The 17,096-nt window shown below is 68.3% G+C and carries 21 protein-coding genes; 10 read left to right on the forward strand and 11 right to left on the reverse strand.

Annotated features, from left to right (window positions below; all coding sequences use genetic code 11):
- Nucleotides 1–16: 16 nt before the first annotated feature.
- Entirely contained in the window at nucleotides 17–919 is a 903-nt protein-coding gene (rsmI, locus tag ACE3T5_RS04180) for a 16S rRNA (cytidine(1402)-2'-O)-methyltransferase (protein ID WP_374664772.1), read from the reverse strand.
- 30 nt (nucleotides 920–949) lie between these two features.
- Here rsmI and ACE3T5_RS04185 point away from each other — a divergent pair, with 30 nt between their 5' ends.
- From ACE3T5_RS04185 to ACE3T5_RS04200, 4 genes are all read left to right on the forward strand, one after another.
- The gene (locus ACE3T5_RS04185; RefSeq protein ID WP_374664774.1) at nucleotides 950–1,318 is read left to right on the forward strand and encodes a YraN family protein; all 369 of its coding nucleotides are present in this window, start codon (nucleotides 950–952) and stop codon (nucleotides 1,316–1,318) included.
- 6 nt (nucleotides 1,319–1,324) lie between these two features.
- Complete coding sequence (locus ACE3T5_RS04190) at nucleotides 1,325–1,948, forward strand: ORF6N domain-containing protein (protein WP_374664776.1); 624 nt, start codon at nucleotides 1,325–1,327, stop codon at nucleotides 1,946–1,948.
- Nucleotides 1,949–2,053: 105 nt separating this feature from the next.
- Nucleotides 2,054–2,653: a phosphoheptose isomerase gene (locus ACE3T5_RS04195; RefSeq protein WP_374664778.1), complete on the forward strand. Its 600-nt coding sequence runs from the start codon at nucleotides 2,054–2,056 to the stop codon at nucleotides 2,651–2,653.
- Nucleotides 2,650–3,345, forward strand: a complete 696-nt coding sequence (locus ACE3T5_RS04200; RefSeq protein WP_374664780.1) for a BON domain-containing protein — start codon at nucleotides 2,650–2,652, stop codon at nucleotides 3,343–3,345. The genes ACE3T5_RS04195 and ACE3T5_RS04200 overlap by 4 nt, the downstream gene beginning before the upstream one ends.
- On the opposite strand, the gene ACE3T5_RS04205 is transcribed toward ACE3T5_RS04200, so the two are convergent.
- The 4 genes from ACE3T5_RS04205 to ACE3T5_RS04220 all read right to left on the reverse strand — a co-directional run bounded on the left by ACE3T5_RS04205 (nucleotide 3,346) and on the right by ACE3T5_RS04220 (nucleotide 7,079).
- A complete protein-coding gene (locus ACE3T5_RS04205; RefSeq protein ID WP_374664782.1) occupies nucleotides 3,346–4,248 on the reverse strand; it encodes an NAD(P)-dependent oxidoreductase in 903 nt (300 codons plus the stop codon).
- 31 nt (nucleotides 4,249–4,279) lie between these two features.
- Nucleotides 4,280–4,693 carry a tautomerase family protein gene (locus ACE3T5_RS04210; RefSeq protein WP_374664784.1) on the reverse strand — a complete coding sequence of 138 codons (414 nt, stop codon included), beginning with the start codon at nucleotides 4,691–4,693 and terminating at the stop codon, nucleotides 4,280–4,282.
- Between the two features lie 185 nt (nucleotides 4,694–4,878).
- Nucleotides 4,879–6,015: a PilT/PilU family type 4a pilus ATPase gene (locus tag ACE3T5_RS04215; RefSeq protein ID WP_374664786.1), complete on the reverse strand. Its 1,137-nt coding sequence runs from the start codon at nucleotides 6,013–6,015 to the stop codon at nucleotides 4,879–4,881.
- A 20-nt stretch (nucleotides 6,016–6,035) separates the two neighbouring features.
- The gene (locus ACE3T5_RS04220) at nucleotides 6,036–7,079 is read right to left on the reverse strand and encodes a type IV pilus twitching motility protein PilT (protein WP_374664788.1); all 1,044 of its coding nucleotides are present in this window, start codon (nucleotides 7,077–7,079) and stop codon (nucleotides 6,036–6,038) included.
- Between the two features lie 60 nt (nucleotides 7,080–7,139).
- On the opposite strand from ACE3T5_RS04220, the gene ACE3T5_RS04225 reads away from it, so the two are divergent.
- Nucleotides 7,140–7,823: a YggS family pyridoxal phosphate-dependent enzyme gene (locus ACE3T5_RS04225; RefSeq protein ID WP_374664790.1), complete on the forward strand. Its 684-nt coding sequence runs from the start codon at nucleotides 7,140–7,142 to the stop codon at nucleotides 7,821–7,823.
- 18 nt (nucleotides 7,824–7,841) lie between these two features.
- On the opposite strand, the gene ACE3T5_RS04230 is transcribed toward ACE3T5_RS04225, so the two are convergent.
- On the reverse strand, nucleotides 7,842–8,411 hold the full coding sequence (locus ACE3T5_RS04230) for a DUF3617 domain-containing protein (RefSeq protein ID WP_374664792.1): 570 nt from the start codon (nucleotides 8,409–8,411) through the stop codon (nucleotides 7,842–7,844).
- Nucleotides 8,412–8,549: 138 nt separating this feature from the next.
- Between ACE3T5_RS04230 and ACE3T5_RS04235 the strand changes: the two genes are divergently transcribed.
- Nucleotides 8,550–9,353: a glutathione S-transferase family protein gene (locus tag ACE3T5_RS04235; protein ID WP_374664794.1), complete on the forward strand. Its 804-nt coding sequence runs from the start codon at nucleotides 8,550–8,552 to the stop codon at nucleotides 9,351–9,353.
- A gap of 7 nt (nucleotides 9,354–9,360) precedes the next feature.
- Here ACE3T5_RS04235 and ACE3T5_RS04240 read toward each other — a convergent pair whose 3' ends face one another.
- From ACE3T5_RS04240 to ACE3T5_RS04250, 3 genes are all read right to left on the reverse strand, one after another.
- Nucleotides 9,361–10,890 carry a class I adenylate-forming enzyme family protein gene (locus tag ACE3T5_RS04240; RefSeq protein ID WP_374664796.1) on the reverse strand — a complete coding sequence of 510 codons (1,530 nt, stop codon included), beginning with the start codon at nucleotides 10,888–10,890 and terminating at the stop codon, nucleotides 9,361–9,363.
- A gap of 121 nt (nucleotides 10,891–11,011) precedes the next feature.
- On the reverse strand, nucleotides 11,012–12,070 hold the full coding sequence (locus tag ACE3T5_RS04245) for a 3-keto-5-aminohexanoate cleavage protein (RefSeq protein ID WP_374664798.1): 1,059 nt from the start codon (nucleotides 12,068–12,070) through the stop codon (nucleotides 11,012–11,014).
- A 211-nt stretch (nucleotides 12,071–12,281) separates the two neighbouring features.
- Complete coding sequence (locus ACE3T5_RS04250) at nucleotides 12,282–12,551, reverse strand: DUF2164 domain-containing protein (protein WP_374664800.1); 270 nt, start codon at nucleotides 12,549–12,551, stop codon at nucleotides 12,282–12,284.
- Between the two features lie 146 nt (nucleotides 12,552–12,697).
- On the opposite strand from ACE3T5_RS04250, the gene ACE3T5_RS04255 reads away from it, so the two are divergent.
- The 4 genes from ACE3T5_RS04255 (at nucleotide 12,698) to ACE3T5_RS04270 (ending at nucleotide 14,598) form a co-directional block, all read left to right on the forward strand.
- A complete protein-coding gene (locus ACE3T5_RS04255) occupies nucleotides 12,698–13,021 on the forward strand; it encodes a transcriptional regulator (protein ID WP_374664802.1) in 324 nt (107 codons plus the stop codon).
- The gene (locus tag ACE3T5_RS04260) at nucleotides 13,008–13,313 is read left to right on the forward strand and encodes a helix-turn-helix domain-containing protein (protein WP_374664804.1); all 306 of its coding nucleotides are present in this window, start codon (nucleotides 13,008–13,010) and stop codon (nucleotides 13,311–13,313) included. Before ACE3T5_RS04255 ends, ACE3T5_RS04260 begins: the two co-directional genes overlap by 14 nt.
- A gap of 554 nt (nucleotides 13,314–13,867) precedes the next feature.
- The gene (locus ACE3T5_RS04265) at nucleotides 13,868–14,113 is read left to right on the forward strand and encodes a hypothetical protein (RefSeq protein WP_374664806.1); all 246 of its coding nucleotides are present in this window, start codon (nucleotides 13,868–13,870) and stop codon (nucleotides 14,111–14,113) included.
- 74 nt (nucleotides 14,114–14,187) lie between these two features.
- Nucleotides 14,188–14,598, forward strand: coding sequence for a pentapeptide repeat-containing protein (locus ACE3T5_RS04270; RefSeq protein WP_374664808.1), 411 nt, complete (start codon nucleotides 14,188–14,190; stop codon nucleotides 14,596–14,598).
- Nucleotides 14,599–15,032: 434 nt separating this feature from the next.
- On the opposite strand, the gene ACE3T5_RS04275 is transcribed toward ACE3T5_RS04270, so the two are convergent.
- Together ACE3T5_RS04275 and ACE3T5_RS04280 are read right to left on the reverse strand one after the other, a co-directional pair.
- Nucleotides 15,033–15,578: a hypothetical protein gene (locus tag ACE3T5_RS04275; protein ID WP_374664810.1), complete on the reverse strand. Its 546-nt coding sequence runs from the start codon at nucleotides 15,576–15,578 to the stop codon at nucleotides 15,033–15,035.
- Nucleotides 15,575–17,095: a hypothetical protein gene (locus ACE3T5_RS04280; RefSeq protein WP_374664812.1), complete on the reverse strand. Its 1,521-nt coding sequence runs from the start codon at nucleotides 17,093–17,095 to the stop codon at nucleotides 15,575–15,577. The genes ACE3T5_RS04275 and ACE3T5_RS04280 overlap by 4 nt, the downstream gene beginning before the upstream one ends.
- Nucleotide 17,096: the final 1 nt, after the last annotated feature.

Below are 17,096 nucleotides of genomic sequence, written 5' to 3' on the forward strand. Positions count from 1 at the left end.
CTGGCCGAGGGCGCCGTCAGCCCTTCTTCTCGCGCAGCGCCGCCTCGTACAGCTCGTTGCGCGAACCACCCGTGATCTCCGCCGCCAGCCGCACCGCCGTCTTGACCGGCAGCTCCGCCAGCAGCAGGCGCAGCACGCGCAGGCCGGCTTCGTCATCACGGCGCGCCGGCTGCGGATGCAGCACCAGCGCGAACTCGCCGCGGCCGCGATGCGGCTGCTCGGCGAGCCAGCCGGCGAAGCCGCCGCAGGTGGTGCGTGCCACCTCCTCGAACTGCTTGCTCAGCTCGCGGCCGACGGTGAGGCCGCGATCGCCCAGCGGGGCCAGGGCGGCCGCGAGCGCCTCGATGCGATGCGGCGCCTCCAGCAGCACCACGGCGCGCGCCTCGGCCGCCAGGGCGTTCACGCTGGCCGCCCGCTCGGCGGCCTTGGCCGGCAGGAAACCGGCGAACACGAAGCCCGCGTCATCCCCCACCGCACCGGCCACGCTGAGCAGCGTGGTCACGCTGCTCGCACCCGGCAGCGGCACCACGCGCAGGCCCGCCGCCTGCACCGCCGCCACCAGCCGGCCGCCCGGATCGCTCACGCCGGGCGTGCCCGCATCACTCGCATAGGCGACGCGCGCGCCCTCGCGCAGGCGCAAGATCACCGCCTCGGCCGCCTGCGCCTCGTTGTGCTGATGCACCGCCAGCCAGGCGCCGGCCGGTTTGTCGATGCCATAGGCACGCAGCAGCGCCTGCGTATGGCGCGTGTCCTCGCAGGCCACCGCGTCCGCGATCTGCAGCACATGCAGCGCGCGGAGGGTGATGTCCGCCAGGTTGCCGATGGGCGTGGCCACCACGTACAGCGCGCCGGGCGGGTGGTGCTGGCCGCCGGCGGCATCATGCGCGGCGGCCAGGGCGGCAGCGAAGGAGGCACTCAAGCGGACGGGCTCCGGTGGGGCGATGAGGGGATGGACATGACAACCAAGGCCGAAGGCGATGCCGCGGAAGACCGCGCGCTGGCGTTCCTGCTGGCGCGCGGGCTGCGGCTGGTCACGCGCAATTATCGGACGCCCGGGCGCGGCGGCGGCGAGATCGACCTGGTGATGCGTGCGCCCGATGGCACGCTGGTCTTCGTGGAGGTGCGCCGTCGCGCCCGCGCCTCGCACGGCGGTGCCGCCGCCAGCGTGCTGGGCGTGAAGCAGCGCCGCATCATCTTCGCCGCACGCCACTACCTCATGCGCCTGGGCGGGCCACCGCCGCCGTGCCGGTTTGATGTGGTGGCGGTGGAGGGGGCGCAGGTGCAGTGGCTACGGGCTGCGTTCGATGCAGACGCTTGAGTGTTGATGCCGCCTCACCCTTCATCGAACCCGGCCAACGCCACGGGCGCGACCAGCACCAACCCGCTGTCCATCGGCGAAGTCGCCCAGCGCATCCACCTCATTCGCGGCCAGCGGGTGGTGCAGGACGCCGACCTCGCCGCCTTCTACGGCGAGACGACCAAGCGCTTCAATCAGCAGGTGCGGCGCAATCTGGCTCGGTTTCCTGCGGATTTCATGTTCCAGCTGGATGCCGAGGAGTTCGCGGCTTTAAGGTTGCAATCCGCAACCTTGAAGACCGGGCGTGGCCAGCATCGCAAGTACCTGCCGCTGGCATTCACAGAGCACGGTGCCATCATGGCCGCGACCCTGCTGAACAGCCCGCGCGCCACGGAGTTGAGCGTGCATGTGGTGCGCGCCTTCGTGGAACTGCGCGGTATCCTGGCGAGCAACCGCGAACTGGCCGTCAAGGTCCACCAGCTGGAGCGCAAGGTCTCTACCCACGAGCGCAACATCGCTGAGCTGGCCGACTCAATGGGGCAGCTGCTGGCCGCACCGGCACCACCCCCCAAGCACTCGATCGGGTTCGTGCCGCTGGAGGCGAAGAAGAACAAGCCGGCCAGCAAGGCGGTGGCTCGCCGGATGACTTGAGTCCAGGCTCGTCGCCCCTGTCATGCATCCAGGCATGGAACGTTCAGCCCGTTCGCGCCTCCAACCCGCTCAGCCAGGGTTTTCAGCCCGGTATCATCCCCACCCATGCTCGAACAGCGGATCCAGCAGCACTTCATCGACAGCGCGGACCTCAAGTACCAGTCGGCCCAGTCGCTGAGCAAGCCGGTGGCACAGGCCGTGCAGGCGGTGCTGGCCTGCGTCACCAGCGGCGGCAAGGTGCTCGCCTGCGGCAACGGGGGCTCGGCCGCGGACGCGCAGCACTTCTCGGCCGAGTTCGTGGGCCGGTTCGAACGCGAGCGGCCCGAGCTGGCGGCCGTGGCGCTCACCACCGACAGCTCCATCCTCACCGCGGTCGGCAACGACTACGACTTCAACCGCATCTTCTCGAAGCAGGTGCGCGCGCTCGGGCAATCGGGTGACGTGCTGCTGGCGATCTCCACCAGCGGCAACTCCGCCAACGTGATCGCCGCCATCGAGGCCGCGCACGAGCGCGAGATGACCGTCGTCGCGCTCACCGGGCGTGGCGGTGGCCGCATCGGCACCCTGCTGCGCGAGACCGACGTGCACATCTGCGTGCCGCACGAACGCACCGCCCGCATCCAGGAAGTGCACCTCCTCGTGCTGCACTGCATCTGCGATGGCGTGGATACCCAACTGCTCGGCGACCAGGAATCTGCCTCATGACCCCTCGCATCACCCGCCCCCTCGTCACCGCCCTGGCCGTTGCCACGCTGGCCGGCGCCCTGGCCGGTTGCGCCCCGCTGATCGTGGGCGGCGCGGCGGTCGGAACGGTGCTGATGGCCACGGATCGCCGCAGCTCCGGCGCCCAGGTGGACGACGAGGCGATCGAGCTGCGCTCGGCGGCGCGCCTGCGCGAGGCGCTGGGTGACAGCGTGCACGTGAACGTGACCAGCTACAACCGCCAGGTGCTGCTCACCGGCGAGGTGCCCACCGCCGCCGCCCGCCAGCAGGCCGAGCAGATCGTGGCCCGCGTGGACAACGTGAAGGGCGTGGTCAATGAGCTGGGCGTGATGGCCAACACCACGCTGGGCCAGCGCTCCAGCGACACGCTGATCACCGGCAAGGTGCGCGCCTCGCTGGTGGACGCGCAGGATCTGCAGGCCAACGCCTTCAAGGTGGTGACCGAGCGCAGCGTGGTCTACCTGCTGGGCCGCGTGACACAGCGCGAGGCGGACCGCGCCACGAGCATCGCGCGCCAGGTGAATGGCGTGCAGAAGGTGGTGCGCATATTCGAGCTGGTCAGCCCGGAAGAGCTGCGCCAGCTGCAGGCGGGCACCCAGCCGCCGGCCGCCGCGCCGCAGCCGGCCGGCGCGACAGGGGGCACGCCGCTGCCGCCCGCGGGCGCCGCGCGCTGATCAACGCAGGCGGCGAATCAGGCTGGAAGTGTCCCAGCGGTTGCCGCCCATCTGCTGCACATCGGCGTAGAACTGGTCCACCAGGGCGGTGACGGGCAGGCGCGCGCCGTTGCGCTTGGCCTCGTCGAGCACCAGGCCCAGGTCCTTGCGCATCCAGTCGACCGCGAAGCCGAAGTCGAACTTGTCGGCGATCATGGTCTTGCCGCGGTTGTCCATCTGCCAGCTCTGGGCGGCGCCCTTGCCGATGACTTCGAGCACCTGCTCCATGTCGAGCCCGGCCTTCTGGCCGAAGGCGATGGCTTCCGACAGGCCCTGCACCAGACCGGCGATGGCGATCTGGTTGACCATCTTGGCCAGCTGACCGGCGCCACTGGCGCCCAGCAGCGTGAACGCGCGCGAGAAGGCCATGGCCACTGGCCGGGCGGCATCGAAGGCCGCGGCCTCGCCGCCGCACATCACCGTGAGCATGCCGTTCTGCGCGCCGGCCTGCCCGCCCGAGACGGGCGCGTCGACGAACGCGATGTTCTTCGTGGCGGCCTCGGCATGCAGCTCGCGCGCCACGTTGGCCGATGCCGTGGTGTGATCGATGAGCACGGCACCCGCCTTCATGCCCGCCAGCGCGCCATCATCCCCGAGCACCACCGAACGCAGGTCGTCGTCATTGCCGACGCAGCAGAACACGAAGTCACAGCCGGCGGCCGCCTCGCGCGGCGTGGCGGCGGCGAAGCCCTTGAACTCCTGCGTCCAGGCATCCCGCTTGGCGGCGCTGCGGTTGTACACCGTCACCTGATGGCCAGCCAGCGCCAGGTGGCCGGCCATGGGAAAGCCCATCACACCCAGCCCGAGAAAGGCCACCTTGCGGCTCGCGGTCGGTTCGTAGGTCTTCGGGTTGGTGCTGGGCATGGGTCGGTCCTTCTGGAATGGAACGGCGATTCTAGGAGGCCGACGCGGGGCGTGCACGATCCCTCACTGCATAGTGCGCGATGCCGGCGCCGAAGGACCAGTTGTCACGCACGGTCTCCACCAGGTTGATGATCACGTCGTCCGCCGGCACACGGGTGCCGGCGGCCACGCCGGCGGCGATGCGGGCATAGAGCTCTTCCTTCAGCCCGACACTGCGCCCCGGCGAGCATGCGATCTGCACGAACACCGCCAGATCCGAGTGCCGGATGCCGAGGTACTGCGGCGACACCACCATCTCCCCCGGCGCACGCCGCGCGACCACCTGGAACAGGTCATCGGCGGGCACGCCGAACACCTGGATGAGCGCGACATGCACGGCCTGCGAGATGGCAGCCGCCTCGGTGGCGGTGAGGATGGCGGGATGGTCGATGCGGACGAGGGGCATGGGGGTCTCCTGGGGATGGAGGCGCCACTGTGCCGATGCAACAGAGGACTGGAAACGTCACGCGCCGCACAATGGCTTTGCGCGCAAGGCAACACGCCGGCGGTTCCCCATGAACAAGGCCGACTTCACGTCGGCCTTGTTCATCTGATCACCAGCAGGTCAGGAAACGCGCAGCGCTTCCTGACTCAAACAATAGCCAGGTGCTCCGTGCCGGCGGACAGATCCTGGCTCTTGGCGCGCTGGCTGTTGAGCTTGATCTGCAGGCGCAGGTCGTTCACCGAGTCGGCGTTGCGCAGGGCGTCTTCGTAGCTGATGACGTTGGTCTCGTACAGGTCGAACAGCGCCTGGTCGAAGGTCTGCATGCCGATGTTGCGGCTCTTCTTCATGATCTCCTTGATCTCGGAGACCTCGCCCTTGAAGATCAGGTCGGAGATGAGCGGGGAGTTCAGCAGCACCTCGACCGCCGCCGCGCGGCCCTTGCCGTCCTGCTTGGGGATGAGCCGCTGCGAGACGAAGGACTTGAGGTTGAGCGACAGGTCCATCAGCAGCTGCGGGCGCCGCTCTTCCGGGAAGAAGTTGATCACGCGGTCCAGGGCCTGGTTGGCGCTGTTGGCGTGCAGCGTGGCCATGCACAGGTGGCCGGTCTCGGCAAAGGCAATGGCGTGTTCCATCGTCTCGCGGTCGCGGATCTCGCCCATCAGGATGACGTCGGGCGCCTGGCGCAGCGTGTTCTTGAGCGCGGCCTCCCAGCTGTCGGTGTCGAGGCCCACCTCACGCTGCGTGACCACGCAGTTCTTGTGCGGGTGCACGAACTCCACCGGATCCTCGATGGTGATGATGTGGCCGTAGCTCTGGGTGTTGCGCCAGTCGATCATGGCGGCCAGCGTGGTGGACTTGCCCGAGCCCGTGGCGCCGACCAGCACGACGAGGCCGCGCTTGGTCATCACGACTTCCTTCAGCACCTGCGGCACGTTCAGCGAGTCGATGGTGGGCAGCGTCTGCGGAATCACCCGCGCCACCATGCCCACCTTGCCCTGCTGCACGAAGGCGTTCACACGGAAACGGCCGATGCCCGGCGGCGAGATGGCGAAGTTGCACTCCTTGGTGCGCTCGAACTCGGCCGCCTGCTTGTCGTTCATGATCGACCGCGCCAGCGCCAGCGTGTGGTTGGCGTTCAGCGGCTGCGGCGACACCTTGGTCACCTTGCCGTCGACCTTGATCGCGGGCGGGAAGTCCGCGGTGATGAACAGGTCGCTGCCATTGCGACCGACCATCAGCTTCAGCAGATCGTTGATGAACTTGGTTGCCTGATCGCGCTCCATGAGAGCACCTCCTGTCCTGGTTATCCGGGGAAGTTCTCGGGAATCTTGGCCTTCCCGCGTGCCTCGGCCGGGCTGATCATGTTGCGCTTGACGAGCTCGGCCAGGTTCTGGTCGAGCGTCTGCATGCCGAAGCTGTTGCCGGTCTGGATGGCGGAGTACATCTGCGCTACCTTGGCCTCACGGATCAGGTTGCGAATGGCGGAGGTGCCGATCATGATCTCGTGCGCGGCCACACGGCCGGAGCCGTCCTTGGTCTTGCACAGCGTCTGCGAGATCACGGCCTGCAGCGATTCGGACAGCATCGCGCGGACCATCTCCTTCTCTTCCGCGGGGAACACGTCGATGATCCGGTCGATGGTCTTGGCGGCCGAGGACGTGTGCAGCGTGCCGAACACCAGGTGGCCGGTTTCCGCGGCCGTCATCGCCAGGCGGATCGTCTCCAGGTCACGCATTTCGCCGACCAGAATACAGTCCGGGTCTTCCCGCAGGGCGGAGCGCAGCGCGTTGGAGAACGACAGCGTCATCGGGCCCACCTCGCGCTGGTTCACCAGGCACTTCTTGGACTCGTGCACGAATTCGATCGGGTCCTCCACCGTGAGGATGTGGCCGTACTCGGTTTCGTTCAGGTGGTTGATCATCGCCGCCAGCGTGGTGGACTTGCCCGAGCCCGTGGGCCCGGTCACCAGCACCATGCCGCGCGGCTTGAGCGCCAGATCCGCGAAGATCTTGGGCGCGTTCAGCTGCTCCAGCGTGAGGATCTTGGAGGGAATCGTCCGGAACACGGCGCCGGCGCCGCGGTTCTGGTTGAAGGCGTTCACGCGGAAGCGCGCCAGGCCCTCGATCTCGAACGAGAAGTCGCACTCCAGGAACTCCTCGTACTGCTTGCGCTGCGAGTCGTTCATGATGTCGTAGACCATGGCATGGACCTGCTTGTGGTCCATGGGGTCGACGTTGATGCGCCGCACGTCGCCGTGCACGCGGATCATGGGGGGCAGGCCGGCCGAGAGGTGCAGGTCGGAGGCCTTGTTCTTGACGCTGAACGCCAGCAGCTGGGTAATATCCACGAATCCCTCTTCCTTCTGATCCCCACCGGGCAGCCCGAGGCAACCGGTGGCCGGCTCATTATGACGACGATTGCCGCCAACCTCCAGAGCGTTCGCACCCGGATCGCCACGGCCTGCGCGTCCGCCGGGCGGCCCGTGACTGATGTCACGTTGCTCGCCGTGTCCAAGACCTTCGGCCCCGAAGCGGTGCGGGAGGCCCATCTCGCGGGGCAGAAGGCCTTCGGCGAGAACTACATCCAGGAGGCGGTCGAGAAGATGCCGCTGCTGGCGGACCTGCCCCTGCAATGGCATTGCATCGGCCCGATCCAGAGCAACAAGACGCGCCTGGTGGCCACCCATTTCGACTGGGCGCACACGGTGGACCGGCTGAAGATCGCCGAGCGGCTGTCGCAGCAGCGGCCGGAGGACAAGCCGCCGCTGTCGGTGTGCATCCAGGTCAACATCGACGGCGGCCCCACCAAGTCGGGCGTGCCGCCGCAGGAGGTGCTGGCGCTGGCCCAGGCCGTGGCGCAACTGCCACGCCTGCGCCTGCGGGGCCTGATGACCCTCCCCGATCCGGCGCCGGACCGGGCCGCCATGCTGGCCGTGCACCGCCGTGCGCGCGGCCTGTTCGACGAACTGCGGGAGGCCGGGCTCGACCTGGACACCCTGTCCATGGGCATGACGGCCGACCTGGAGCCGGCCATCGCGGCCGGCAGCACCCTGGTGCGGGTGGGCACCGCCATCTTCGGCGGCCGCGGCTGAGCAGCCCGGGCCGGCCGGCTACTTGCGCGGCATCTGCATCGGCTTCACGCTGCCGCAGTCGGCGCCCAGCCACTTGCCCGAGCCTTCCATGCTGGTGGTCTCGGTCTTGCCCTGCATCGTGGACTTGACGGTCATCTGGCTGGTGTAGCCGTCGGACCCGTTCATCGTGAACTGGCCCTCGCCCGTGGTGGGCGGGTTGGTGCAGGCAAAGGCCATCTTCACCGTGCCGCCGCTGCGCGACTGGCTGGTGATCTTGCAGTCGCCCTGGCTCATGGGCATCTCGTTGCGCTCGACCTGCTCCTTGGTCATGCACACCTGCACGGTCATGCCCTGGGCGCCCGGCATCATGCGCACGCCCTGCTGGGCCATCATGGCCTCCATCTGCTTGCGCTGCTCGGGCGGCATGGCGGCCAGCTGCTTCTGCATCTCGGCCATGGCCTGATCCATCTGCGGGTTGTTCGTCATGCGGTTGCGGATCTCCCACAGGCCGGGCTTCATGGTCTGGGCGGCAGCAGGCAGGGCGGCCGCGAGCAGGGCGGCGGCAAGGGCGAGGCGGGCGGTCATCGTCGTCGGGCAGTCGGATTTCATCGGGCGCCCATTCTGCGGCGCCGCAGCAGCCGATGGCACGGCGAGGAGCGACGGGGTCGTGAAAATATCCACACAAACTTGAGGGATTGACCGCGAATCATCATTGCCCGACAAAATCAGTCGACCATTGACACGCCCATGACCCGCCCCACCCTCTTCCACATCCCCGTCTGCCCCTTCTGCCAGCGCATCCAGATCCTGCTGGCGCTGAAGGGCATCCCCGACGCGCTGCGCTTCGAGGTGGTCGACGTGACGGTGCCGCGCCCGCCCGAGTTGCTGCGCAAGACGCGCGGCTCCACGATGCTGCCGGTGCTGGAGCTGGCCGATGGCCGCATCCTGAAGGAGAGCATGGTCATCCTGCGGTACCTGGAGGATGTGTTCCCCGATCCGCCGGTCGCGCAGCGCGACCCCTATCGCCACGCAGTGGAGGGCATGCTGTGCCGCATGGAGGGCGACCTGGTCAACGCCGGCTACGGCTTCGTGATGAACCAGGACCCGGCCCGCACCGAGGCCCTGCGCAATGGCCTGCTGAACCAGTACGCGCGGCTGAATGACTTTCTGCTGGAGCATGCGCCAGACGGCGTGTTCCTGTTCGAGGCCTTCGGCTGGGCCGAGGCGGTATTCACGCCCATCTTCATGCGCTTCTGGTTCGTCGAGTACTACGAGGGCTTCACCCTGCCTGCGGAGCCGCGCTTCGACCGCGTGCGCCGCTGGATCGATGCCTGCCTCGCCCACCCCGCCGCCCAGCAGGCCAGCCGCGAGGAGATCGTGAAGCTGTACTACGACTACGCCAAGGGCGCTGGCAATGGCGCGGTGCTGCCAGGGCGCACGCGATCCTCCTTCGTGTTCGAGCCGCATTGGCGCAGCCGGCCGTGGCCGCCGAAGGACAAGTACGGCGTGAGCGCGAGCGACGCGGAACTGGGGCTCCTGTCGGCGGCGTGACGACCACTCATCCCCGGCCCGCGAACCGCTCGCGCAACTCCCGCTTCAGCACCTTGCCGATGTCGCTGCGCGGCAGCTCGTCCAGGTAGCGCACCGCGGCCAGGCGCTGGATCTTCCCCAGGCGCTCATTCGCCCACGCACGCAAGTCTTCCGGCTCCGGCGCGCCTGCGCGCGGCACGACAAAAGCCGCCGGCGTCTCGCCCCACTCCGCCGAAGGCACGCCCACCACGGCGACATCCGCCACCGCGGGGTGTTCACGCAGCACCGCCTCCAGGTCACTCGGGTACACGTTGAAGCCGCCGCTGATGATCATGTCCTTGCGACGGTCCATCAGCGTGAGGAAGCCGTCGGCGTCGAAGCGCCCCACGTCGCCGGTGCGGATGAAGCGGTTGCCGGGCTCGTCGTACCACTCGGCTTCGCGCGTCTTGGCGGGCTGGTTGTGATACGCCGTCATCATGGCGCCGGAGCGGCCCACCACCTCGCCGATCTCGCCCGCGGGCACCTCGCGGCCCGCTTCGTCGAGCAGGCGGATGTCATGCCCTTCCGCCGGCTTGCCCACGGTGTGCAGCTTGTCGGGGTAGAGGTGCGCCTCCAGGATGCAGGTGCCGCCGCCTTCCGTCATGCCGTAGTACTCCACCAGGCCGCCGGGCCAGCGCCGCAGCACGTCGGCCTTCAGCGCGGCGGCGAAGGGCGCACTGGTGCAGAACTTCATGTGGAAGGACTTCAGGTCGTAGCGGTCGAAGTCGGGCACGGCCATCAGGCGCTGGTACTGCACCGGCACCAGCATGGCGTGCGTGGCGCGCACCCGCTCGGCCAGCGCCAGGTAGCCGGCGGCGTCGAACCGGCCCTCGGTCAGCACCGCGCAACCGCCCTTGGCCATGGCCGGGAAGAAGCAGACCAGCGTGGTGTTGGAGCACAGCGAGGTGGCCACCATCGCCACCGAGTCCGGCCCGTAGCCGTAGTTGTCGGCGCGCGCCACGTGCAGCCAGCGCATGCCGTGCGACTGGATGATGCCCTTGGGCGTGCCGGTGGTGCCGGAGGAATAGATGATGTTGAAGGCCCAATCGGGCTTCACCTTGACGCGGGCCGGCTTCGTGCCCGGCGGAACCAGCCAGGCGCGCAGCGCGTCGGCGTCGTCCATGCGCGTGCGCGGCACGTTCGGCGCGCACGCGGGCACTGAGGCATCGACGAAGAAGCGGCGCGCCCCGCTGTCGGCCACCATGCCTTCGAGCTGGGCCACCGTGGTGCCGGTGGGCAGCGGCGCCACGGTCACGCCGGCCCGCAGCGCGCCCAGGAACAGCACCGCGTAGTCCAGGCTGTTGTGCCCGCAGATCGCGATGGCTTCGCGCGGCGCGATGCCCTCGTGTTGCAGCGTGGCGGCCACGCGGTCCATTGCGGCATCCAGTTCCGCCCAGCGCAGCAGCTGGTCCCCCTGGCGCAAGGCCACTTGCGCAGGGCGTGCGCGGGCATGCGCGCGCATCAGGTCGGCGATGGCCTGGAAAGGCGGCGGGGCGGGCGGGGTGGGGGTCGTCTCCATGGCGCGGCTTCGGGCTGTTTCGCGCGATGGTACGGGAGCGCCCGGAACCGGCTTGTTGCGCAGTGGACAGGGGCAGCCCGCACAGGACCCACGGGGGACCGAGCCCCCGCGCAACGGCGGATCAGGCGGCGCGCCGCAGCGGCATCACGCCCAGCTGGCCGGCCTGGCGGTTGGGCGCATAGCCCAGCGCGGCCAGGGTCTCGTCCACGCTGCCGTACGCAGTGCCGATCTGGTAGATGCGGCGCGCCTCGTCGCCCGTGGCCACCTCACGATGCAGCTCGCGCGAGATGCGCACCAGCTGCTCGATCTGCTGCACGCTCGTCATGCGCTCGCCCTTGCGGCCCCAGAGGTTGTCCTCGATGCCGCAGCGCACATGCAGACCCATGGCGATGGCCATCGTGTTCAGCGGCAGCACGTTGCGCATGATGCTCTCGATGGTGAGCACCGCGCCCGGCGGCACGCGGCGCACGAACTCCATCATGTTGTAGGGATTGGGGCCGTCCGCGCCACCACCGATGCCCACCCAGTTGAGCACCAGCGGGCCCTTGTAGACGCCGCGGCGAATAAGGCGCTCCACCGTCTCCAGCTGACCCGCATCGCCCAGCATGAAGTGCGGCTGGATGCCGGCGGCCTGCAGACGCTTCAGGTGCTCGGCCACGAAGGCGGGTCCGGAGGGAATGGTCATCTCCGTGTACGCCGCCTGATAGGCCGGCAGGGCCAGCGAGGTGCCAGCCACGTCGTCGGCCGACATCAGCTCGCACACGTTCATCTGGTTGGTGTTGATGGCGATGGTCACCTGGTCCGGCGCGGGCATGAGCTCGGCCAGCATGTGGCGCGTGTCGTCGTTCAGCCACTTCGCATCGCTGCCCTCGCCTTCAGGCGCGAAGGAGATGGAGCCGCCCACCTGCAGCAGCATCTTCGGCACCGCCTCGCGCAGGCGGGCCAGCATCTCGTTGAACATCGACAGGCGCTTGCTGCCCTTGCCATCGGCCTCGCGCACATGCACGTGCAGCACCGTGGCGCCGGCGTTCCAGCAGTCCACCGCCTTCTGCACCTGCTCATCCATCGTCACCGGGATGTCGTCGGAATCGCCGGGCAGGAACTCCGGGCCGTAGGGCGCAACCTGGATCACCAGGGGTTGCTGGTTCTCCGGCAGCAGGGAATCGTCGAGGAATTGCATGGGCGTGTCTCCTTCAGGGCTTGGGTTGAGGGGAGACGGCGCCCGTGGGGATGGCGTGAATGGGCGTCGTCATGGGCGGATTCTTTGACGCGCATCCACTTTTCACCTTAGCAATCCGGGACATTGATTGGCCGTTCCGGGACACCCCGGGCAAACCCCGACGGGGGCCGGACGTCCCCTTGCGCACCTGTGCGCGGCGAGGCTGCCGCGCCTACCGCCCCTTGCGGGCGGCGTCGAACTTGCGCCAGAAGGTGAACGGATCCTCGTGCACCTCCAGGTCGATCTCCTCCACGCGCTGGCGCAGCCGCTCCTGCACGTCCTGCACCGCCTGGTTGTAGATCACGGGGCCGATCTCCTCCAGCAGGAAGCCCAGCAGCCCTGCGGCTGCGATGTTGCCGATGGGCTCATCCATGTGCTCGCGGAAGTAGCGCTCGATGGAGGTGATCGCCTGCTGGCGGGCGTCCTTGGGGAGGGTGATCATTGGGTGATTGTGCGCTGGGTGGGTGCGGGGTTGGGTGACGTTCCTGTCAACTTGCGAAGGGGCTGCGTAGGTGCCTCATTTCGTCAACCTTCATCCGTGGATGGCTGCTGCCGATTGCGAACGATACGTCTTTGACGTACATTCCCATGGTGCTGACCGTCTTCGAGACCCCAACATTTGTTGCCGAGGCGTCGAAGATCTGGACGGAAGAAGAGCGCCTTGAGTTCTTAGCCTGGCTGGCGAATGAGCCGGAGGCGGGCGACGTCATTCCTCGAAGTGGAGGCTGTCGCAAGGTGCGCTGGGCGCGTAGCGGCATGGGCAAGCAAGGGGGTTCGAGGGTGATCTATTTCGCGCGGCTGGCCGAAGGTGAACTGTGCATGCTGCTGGTTTATCCGAAGTCCAAGCGAGATGACATCCCTGCGCACATCCTCAGACAGATTCGGATGGAACTGGAAGATGACCTCTCGTAAACAAGCAGGAAAAACCGAAGAATCGGAAGCGTTCGGCCGCATGTTGCTGCAGTCCGTGCGCGAGATGAAGGCGGGCCGCTATGGGCGCGTGACGCAGGTCGAAGTCAACGAAGTTGTCGAGGCGCGCCAAGGCACAGGCTTGTCGCAGGCCGAGTTTGCTTCCGCGCTCAGCATCTCCAAACGCACGCTGCAGGAGTGGGAGCAAGGCCGTCGCTCGCCGTCCGGTGCCGCGCAGGCGCTCATTCGCATCGCACGCAAGCACCCGAAGATCGTGCGCGAAGCGCTGGGATGAGGAACTACCTGGGCCCGGAACCAGTGAGCCCAGTGGTGGGCGCACGAGCAGGCATCCATGCCGATTGGGCAAGGCGGCAGGCAGGCCATCAGTTCCAGCAGCTAGCCACGCCCTTCTGCTTCGACCCTACGCAGGGCGAAGACGTTCTTGGCGAGATCGGCTCCCAGAGAGACGATGGGCATCGCCCTCTCCACTCCAGCAAAGCGTTGATGAGAGGATGCACTGCCCGTCGTGGCTCTTCGATACCGGTCGCCGGAAGTCCGCGTCTGGCTCGGCACAGAGAAGTCCCTTCGATTCGTTAGAACTCTCCATGCCCGCCGAGCGCCGATTGTGGCCCAAGCCCTTGCGGAGGTTTCCCGCCGCACTCCTGGTGTTCGGCGCAACTTTCGTGCCCGTTGCGTGGTGGCTCTTTCCGATGTCGTTCGTGCATGCCGCTCTCTATTGGCTGGTATGCGCCTTGGCGTTCAGTGTCACCTACACACGGGAAACGGAGTCGCTGATGGATCGGGTGTCCCGGAAGCTCCCATGGTGGAGAGACTGAGGGTCACCCTTCCATGAAACCCTATGGCTATTCTGACAAGGGCATGCGGAACGAAGACATCGTCCCAGCCGAACTTGCTGAAGTGACGGTGAACGGAACGCCAACTGAGCTCCGACGGCTGGCGGACTTCCTCCGGCTCTGCGCCAGCGAGAAGGAGCGGATGGGGGAGGCCTATGGGCACATTCATCTGTCCGATCACATGAAGGAGTTTGGCAGCTCGCCGCATTTTGTCGTGATGAGGACGCTCAGTGAGCCTTGACAGGTCGGTCGACTCAGCCTCATTGCGGCAAGGCGTCGCGCGGCGCCGTTGGATATCCCGCACCTCGGAGCACCGTGCCGCAACTTGCCGGTCACTTCTCGTTAGACCTCATGCTAATCGAGAGTGAGACTTTCGAGACTCAGAGGTCTCTCCCAAAGCAGTGGGAGGATGCGGTCCTTCGCTTCTGCGAGTTCAAAGGCATACAGTTTGAGGGCGGTGGGCCATCCGGGGCGTTGCTCGACTGCACGCTCGAGAGGTGGGACTGGTACTGGTCTCTGTTCAATACCGCAACCTTCGTCGGCGTGACGTTCCGGAGCTGCGAGTTTGCCGGTGTGACCTTTGCAGGATGTCGGTTCGTGGAGTGTGTGTTCGAGGGCTGCAAATTCGCTAACGATTCGTTCAACAAGCCCTGCATGTTCAACGAGAACAGTTGGTATCGGTGCGAGTTCGATCAGACGGAGAAGCCCGAAGGAGGTCTGCGATGACTTGTTTCAGCACTGGATCCAGCGAGGTTGTTCGACGCAGGCGGCCAAAGGCGCCTGCATTGCTGGCTTCGTTCCTCGATGACCAGTCGACTCCGACGTCCAGGTTGTGCTGAACTCCGCCACTTCCTGGAACCTCGTATGCCACCATGCCTCTCTGTTTTGAGAAGTGATGCAAGAAGGTGCCCTTCGTTTCGCCGGAACAAACGAGTCAAGCGCGAGCACGAAGCAAGCAGCGGCCTGAAGGACGGCGGCGGATCCTGGTGTCATGTGTGAAACGTCGATGCGACCCAACCTGTCGGTAGAGTCGGGGCCTACCGGGCAAGTCGGTCAGCGCCTCTCATGCCAAACGCCATTGCGAAGTCGGGAATCCAGGCAGTGGCGGCATGCCAAAGATCTCCTGGGTCTCCGCCCGCGCAGGGACGACCAGGGGCGCCTCACACCCCACCCACGAAGTACACCCGCCGCCGGTACGGGCTCACCACCAGCAGCCCGGGCCGTCCTTGCGCAGTGAAGCTCCCCGGCGTGTTGACGGCTTCCTCCAGGTCACGCAGCAGGTGCGCATCCACCGCCGCGCACGGGCGGTCGCTGCACAGGCGGCGGCGCACGTCGTAGCGTTCGCCGGGGGACGCGAGGGCCGGGCGCAGCGGCGTCTCGGACCAGGCGCCCCAGGTGGACCAGTCGCCAGTGACCGTGCGCACCGGGCCGCCGGCCGCTTGTCGCAGGTAGCGCGTGCCGTCCCGATGCAGCACGCGCGCCGTGCGCGCCGGCAGGCGGAAGACGCGCAGGCTGGCGGGCGCGGCATGCCCTGCGTCCACCGGCCACTCGTGCCGCGCCTTCACCCACCACACGCCCAGCCCGGCGGGCACCGGCCCGAGCGCCTGCCACCACGCCACGGCCTGCACCGCCACGAGGCCGAGCACGGCGCCCAGCAGGGCACCGGCCGCCACACGCCACGCCATCGCCTGCAAGGGGCTGCTCATCGCAGGCTCACCGTCATGCGCTTCCAGCCGGCGTCCTGCCAGCGCTGGAAGGGGCCCAGCACGGCCGGGTCCGCCGCCTGGCGCTGCGTGGCCAGGGTGTCCAGGTCCACCACGTCATAGCTGCGGCGGTAGCGGCCTTCGCCACGCGCCTCGCGTGCCACCAGCATCTGGCGGCCGCCGGGCACCCAGCCTGCGAACTCGGCATAGCCGATGCCGGGCTGCAGGCTGGCCGGCGGCAGCACGTCGATGCGCCACTCGCGGCCTTCGCGACGGAACACCCACAGCTCGCGCCAGCCGTCCAGCGGCTGCACCGCCAGGGCCAGCGCGTTGCCTTCGCGGTTGAGCGTGGCCGACTGCGGCCACACCAGCGCGTAGGTGCAGCGGCGCGCGAGTTCGCGGGTCGCTGCGACGCTTGCGCGCGGGTTCGCGGTCGCCGTGCGTTGAACCCCGTGGGTGGACGCGGACGACCGGTCCGACGCCGCGTCCGCCACCAGCGCCACGCACGTCTCCCCCTGCTGCCCGGCCTGCAACTCGATGCGCACCGGTCCGCGCAAGGCGTCGCCCTGCGGCAGCACCGCCCAGCGGACCGCGTTGGTGCGCATCACCGCGTCGTGCCAGGCCGGCACATCGTCATCCACCAAGTCGGCGCGCTGCACCGAGCCCAGCGCATCCAGCGCGCGCTGCGCGGCCTCCTGCGCCGCCTCGCCGCGGCGCGCCTGCGCATGGGCCACGCTGCTCCACGCCGATGCGCGGCGCAGTGCGAGGCGCGCCTTCAGGTGCGGCGGCAAGGCCTGTGCATCCACCTGCTGCACCAGCTCCGCCTGCCATTGCTGCAGGCGCCGGCGGTCTTCCGCGCCCATCCGCGGATCCGCGCAGTCGGGCTGGCTGAGCGCGAGCGCGGCGCGCGCCTGCTGCGCGGGTTGCGCTGCCGGCAGGGCCAGCAGGCGGCGGAAGGCATCGCCGTCGTAGCAGATGCGCATGCCTTCCGGCTGTTCGTAGCTGGTGAACTTCACGCCGTAGCGCGAGGCCACATCCAGGTGAGCCGTCATCGTGGCCTGCGCCTTGCCGGTGCCGGCGTTCGCCGTCGCACGCGCGGCCAGCCGCTCGGCCATCTGGCCCAGCGCGTCCAGCGCCTCGGCGCCGGCCGGCCCGCGCACCGCCTCGGCCGGCGCCGCCTGCAGCCAGGCCGCGGCGATGGCGATGCCCAGCGCCTCCGCGCCCGGCGCCTCGCGCATGAAGCGCAGCACGGCCAGCAGGTCCGGTGCCTCCGCCGGCGTCAGCGTCACGCGCCGCACCTGGGTGGCCTTGACGTAGCCGCCGCGCTCACGGGCGTGGTCCCACACCTGCAGGTAGTCCAGACGCTCGCCGCGCACCTCCAGCGCCTCGCCCTGCCACAGCTGCGTCTGCGCGGCGGCGCCGTCGCGCGGCGCGGCGCGCAGCACGGCCTGGTCGGTGGTGACGATGGCCGTCTGAAGCGTGGCCGCGGCGGCCAACACGGCCAGGGTGGCGGCGGCCATG

Origin of the sequence: Ramlibacter sp. (assembly GCF_041916345.1) — a bacterium.
Lineage (GTDB): Bacteria > Pseudomonadota > Gammaproteobacteria > Burkholderiales > Burkholderiaceae_C > Ramlibacter.

Coding starts and splice junctions, on each gene's coding strand:
- ACE3T5_RS04195 (WP_374664778.1), top strand. CDS start 2,054: ATGCTCGAACAGCGGATCCAGCAGCACTTCATCGACAGCGCGGACCTC.
- ACE3T5_RS04205 (WP_374664782.1), bottom strand. CDS start 4,248: ATGCCCAGCACCAACCCGAAGACCTACGAACCGACCGCGAGCCGCAAG.
- ACE3T5_RS04280 (WP_374664812.1), bottom strand. CDS start 17,095: ATGGCCGCCGCCACCCTGGCCGTGTTGGCCGCCGCGGCCACGCTTCAG.
- ACE3T5_RS04235 (WP_374664794.1), top strand. CDS start 8,550: ATGACCCGCCCCACCCTCTTCCACATCCCCGTCTGCCCCTTCTGCCAG.
- ACE3T5_RS04245 (WP_374664798.1), bottom strand. CDS start 12,070: ATGCAATTCCTCGACGATTCCCTGCTGCCGGAGAACCAGCAACCCCTG.
- ACE3T5_RS04260 (WP_374664804.1), top strand. CDS start 13,008: ATGACCTCTCGTAAACAAGCAGGAAAAACCGAAGAATCGGAAGCGTTC.
- ACE3T5_RS04225 (WP_374664790.1), top strand. CDS start 7,140: ATGACGACGATTGCCGCCAACCTCCAGAGCGTTCGCACCCGGATCGCC.
- ACE3T5_RS04265 (WP_374664806.1), top strand. CDS start 13,868: ATGAAACCCTATGGCTATTCTGACAAGGGCATGCGGAACGAAGACATC.
- ACE3T5_RS04200 (WP_374664780.1), top strand. CDS start 2,650: ATGACCCCTCGCATCACCCGCCCCCTCGTCACCGCCCTGGCCGTTGCC.
- ACE3T5_RS04255 (WP_374664802.1), top strand. CDS start 12,698: ATGGTGCTGACCGTCTTCGAGACCCCAACATTTGTTGCCGAGGCGTCG.
- ACE3T5_RS04185 (WP_374664774.1), top strand. CDS start 950: ATGGACATGACAACCAAGGCCGAAGGCGATGCCGCGGAAGACCGCGCG.
- ACE3T5_RS04215 (WP_374664786.1), bottom strand. CDS start 6,015: ATGGAGCGCGATCAGGCAACCAAGTTCATCAACGATCTGCTGAAGCTG.
- ACE3T5_RS04250 (WP_374664800.1), bottom strand. CDS start 12,551: ATGATCACCCTCCCCAAGGACGCCCGCCAGCAGGCGATCACCTCCATC.
- ACE3T5_RS04275 (WP_374664810.1), bottom strand. CDS start 15,578: ATGAGCAGCCCCTTGCAGGCGATGGCGTGGCGTGTGGCGGCCGGTGCC.
- ACE3T5_RS04210 (WP_374664784.1), bottom strand. CDS start 4,693: ATGCCCCTCGTCCGCATCGACCATCCCGCCATCCTCACCGCCACCGAG.
- ACE3T5_RS04230 (WP_374664792.1), bottom strand. CDS start 8,411: ATGAAATCCGACTGCCCGACGACGATGACCGCCCGCCTCGCCCTTGCC.
- ACE3T5_RS04190 (WP_374664776.1), top strand. CDS start 1,325: ATGCCGCCTCACCCTTCATCGAACCCGGCCAACGCCACGGGCGCGACC.
- ACE3T5_RS04240 (WP_374664796.1), bottom strand. CDS start 10,890: ATGGAGACGACCCCCACCCCGCCCGCCCCGCCGCCTTTCCAGGCCATC.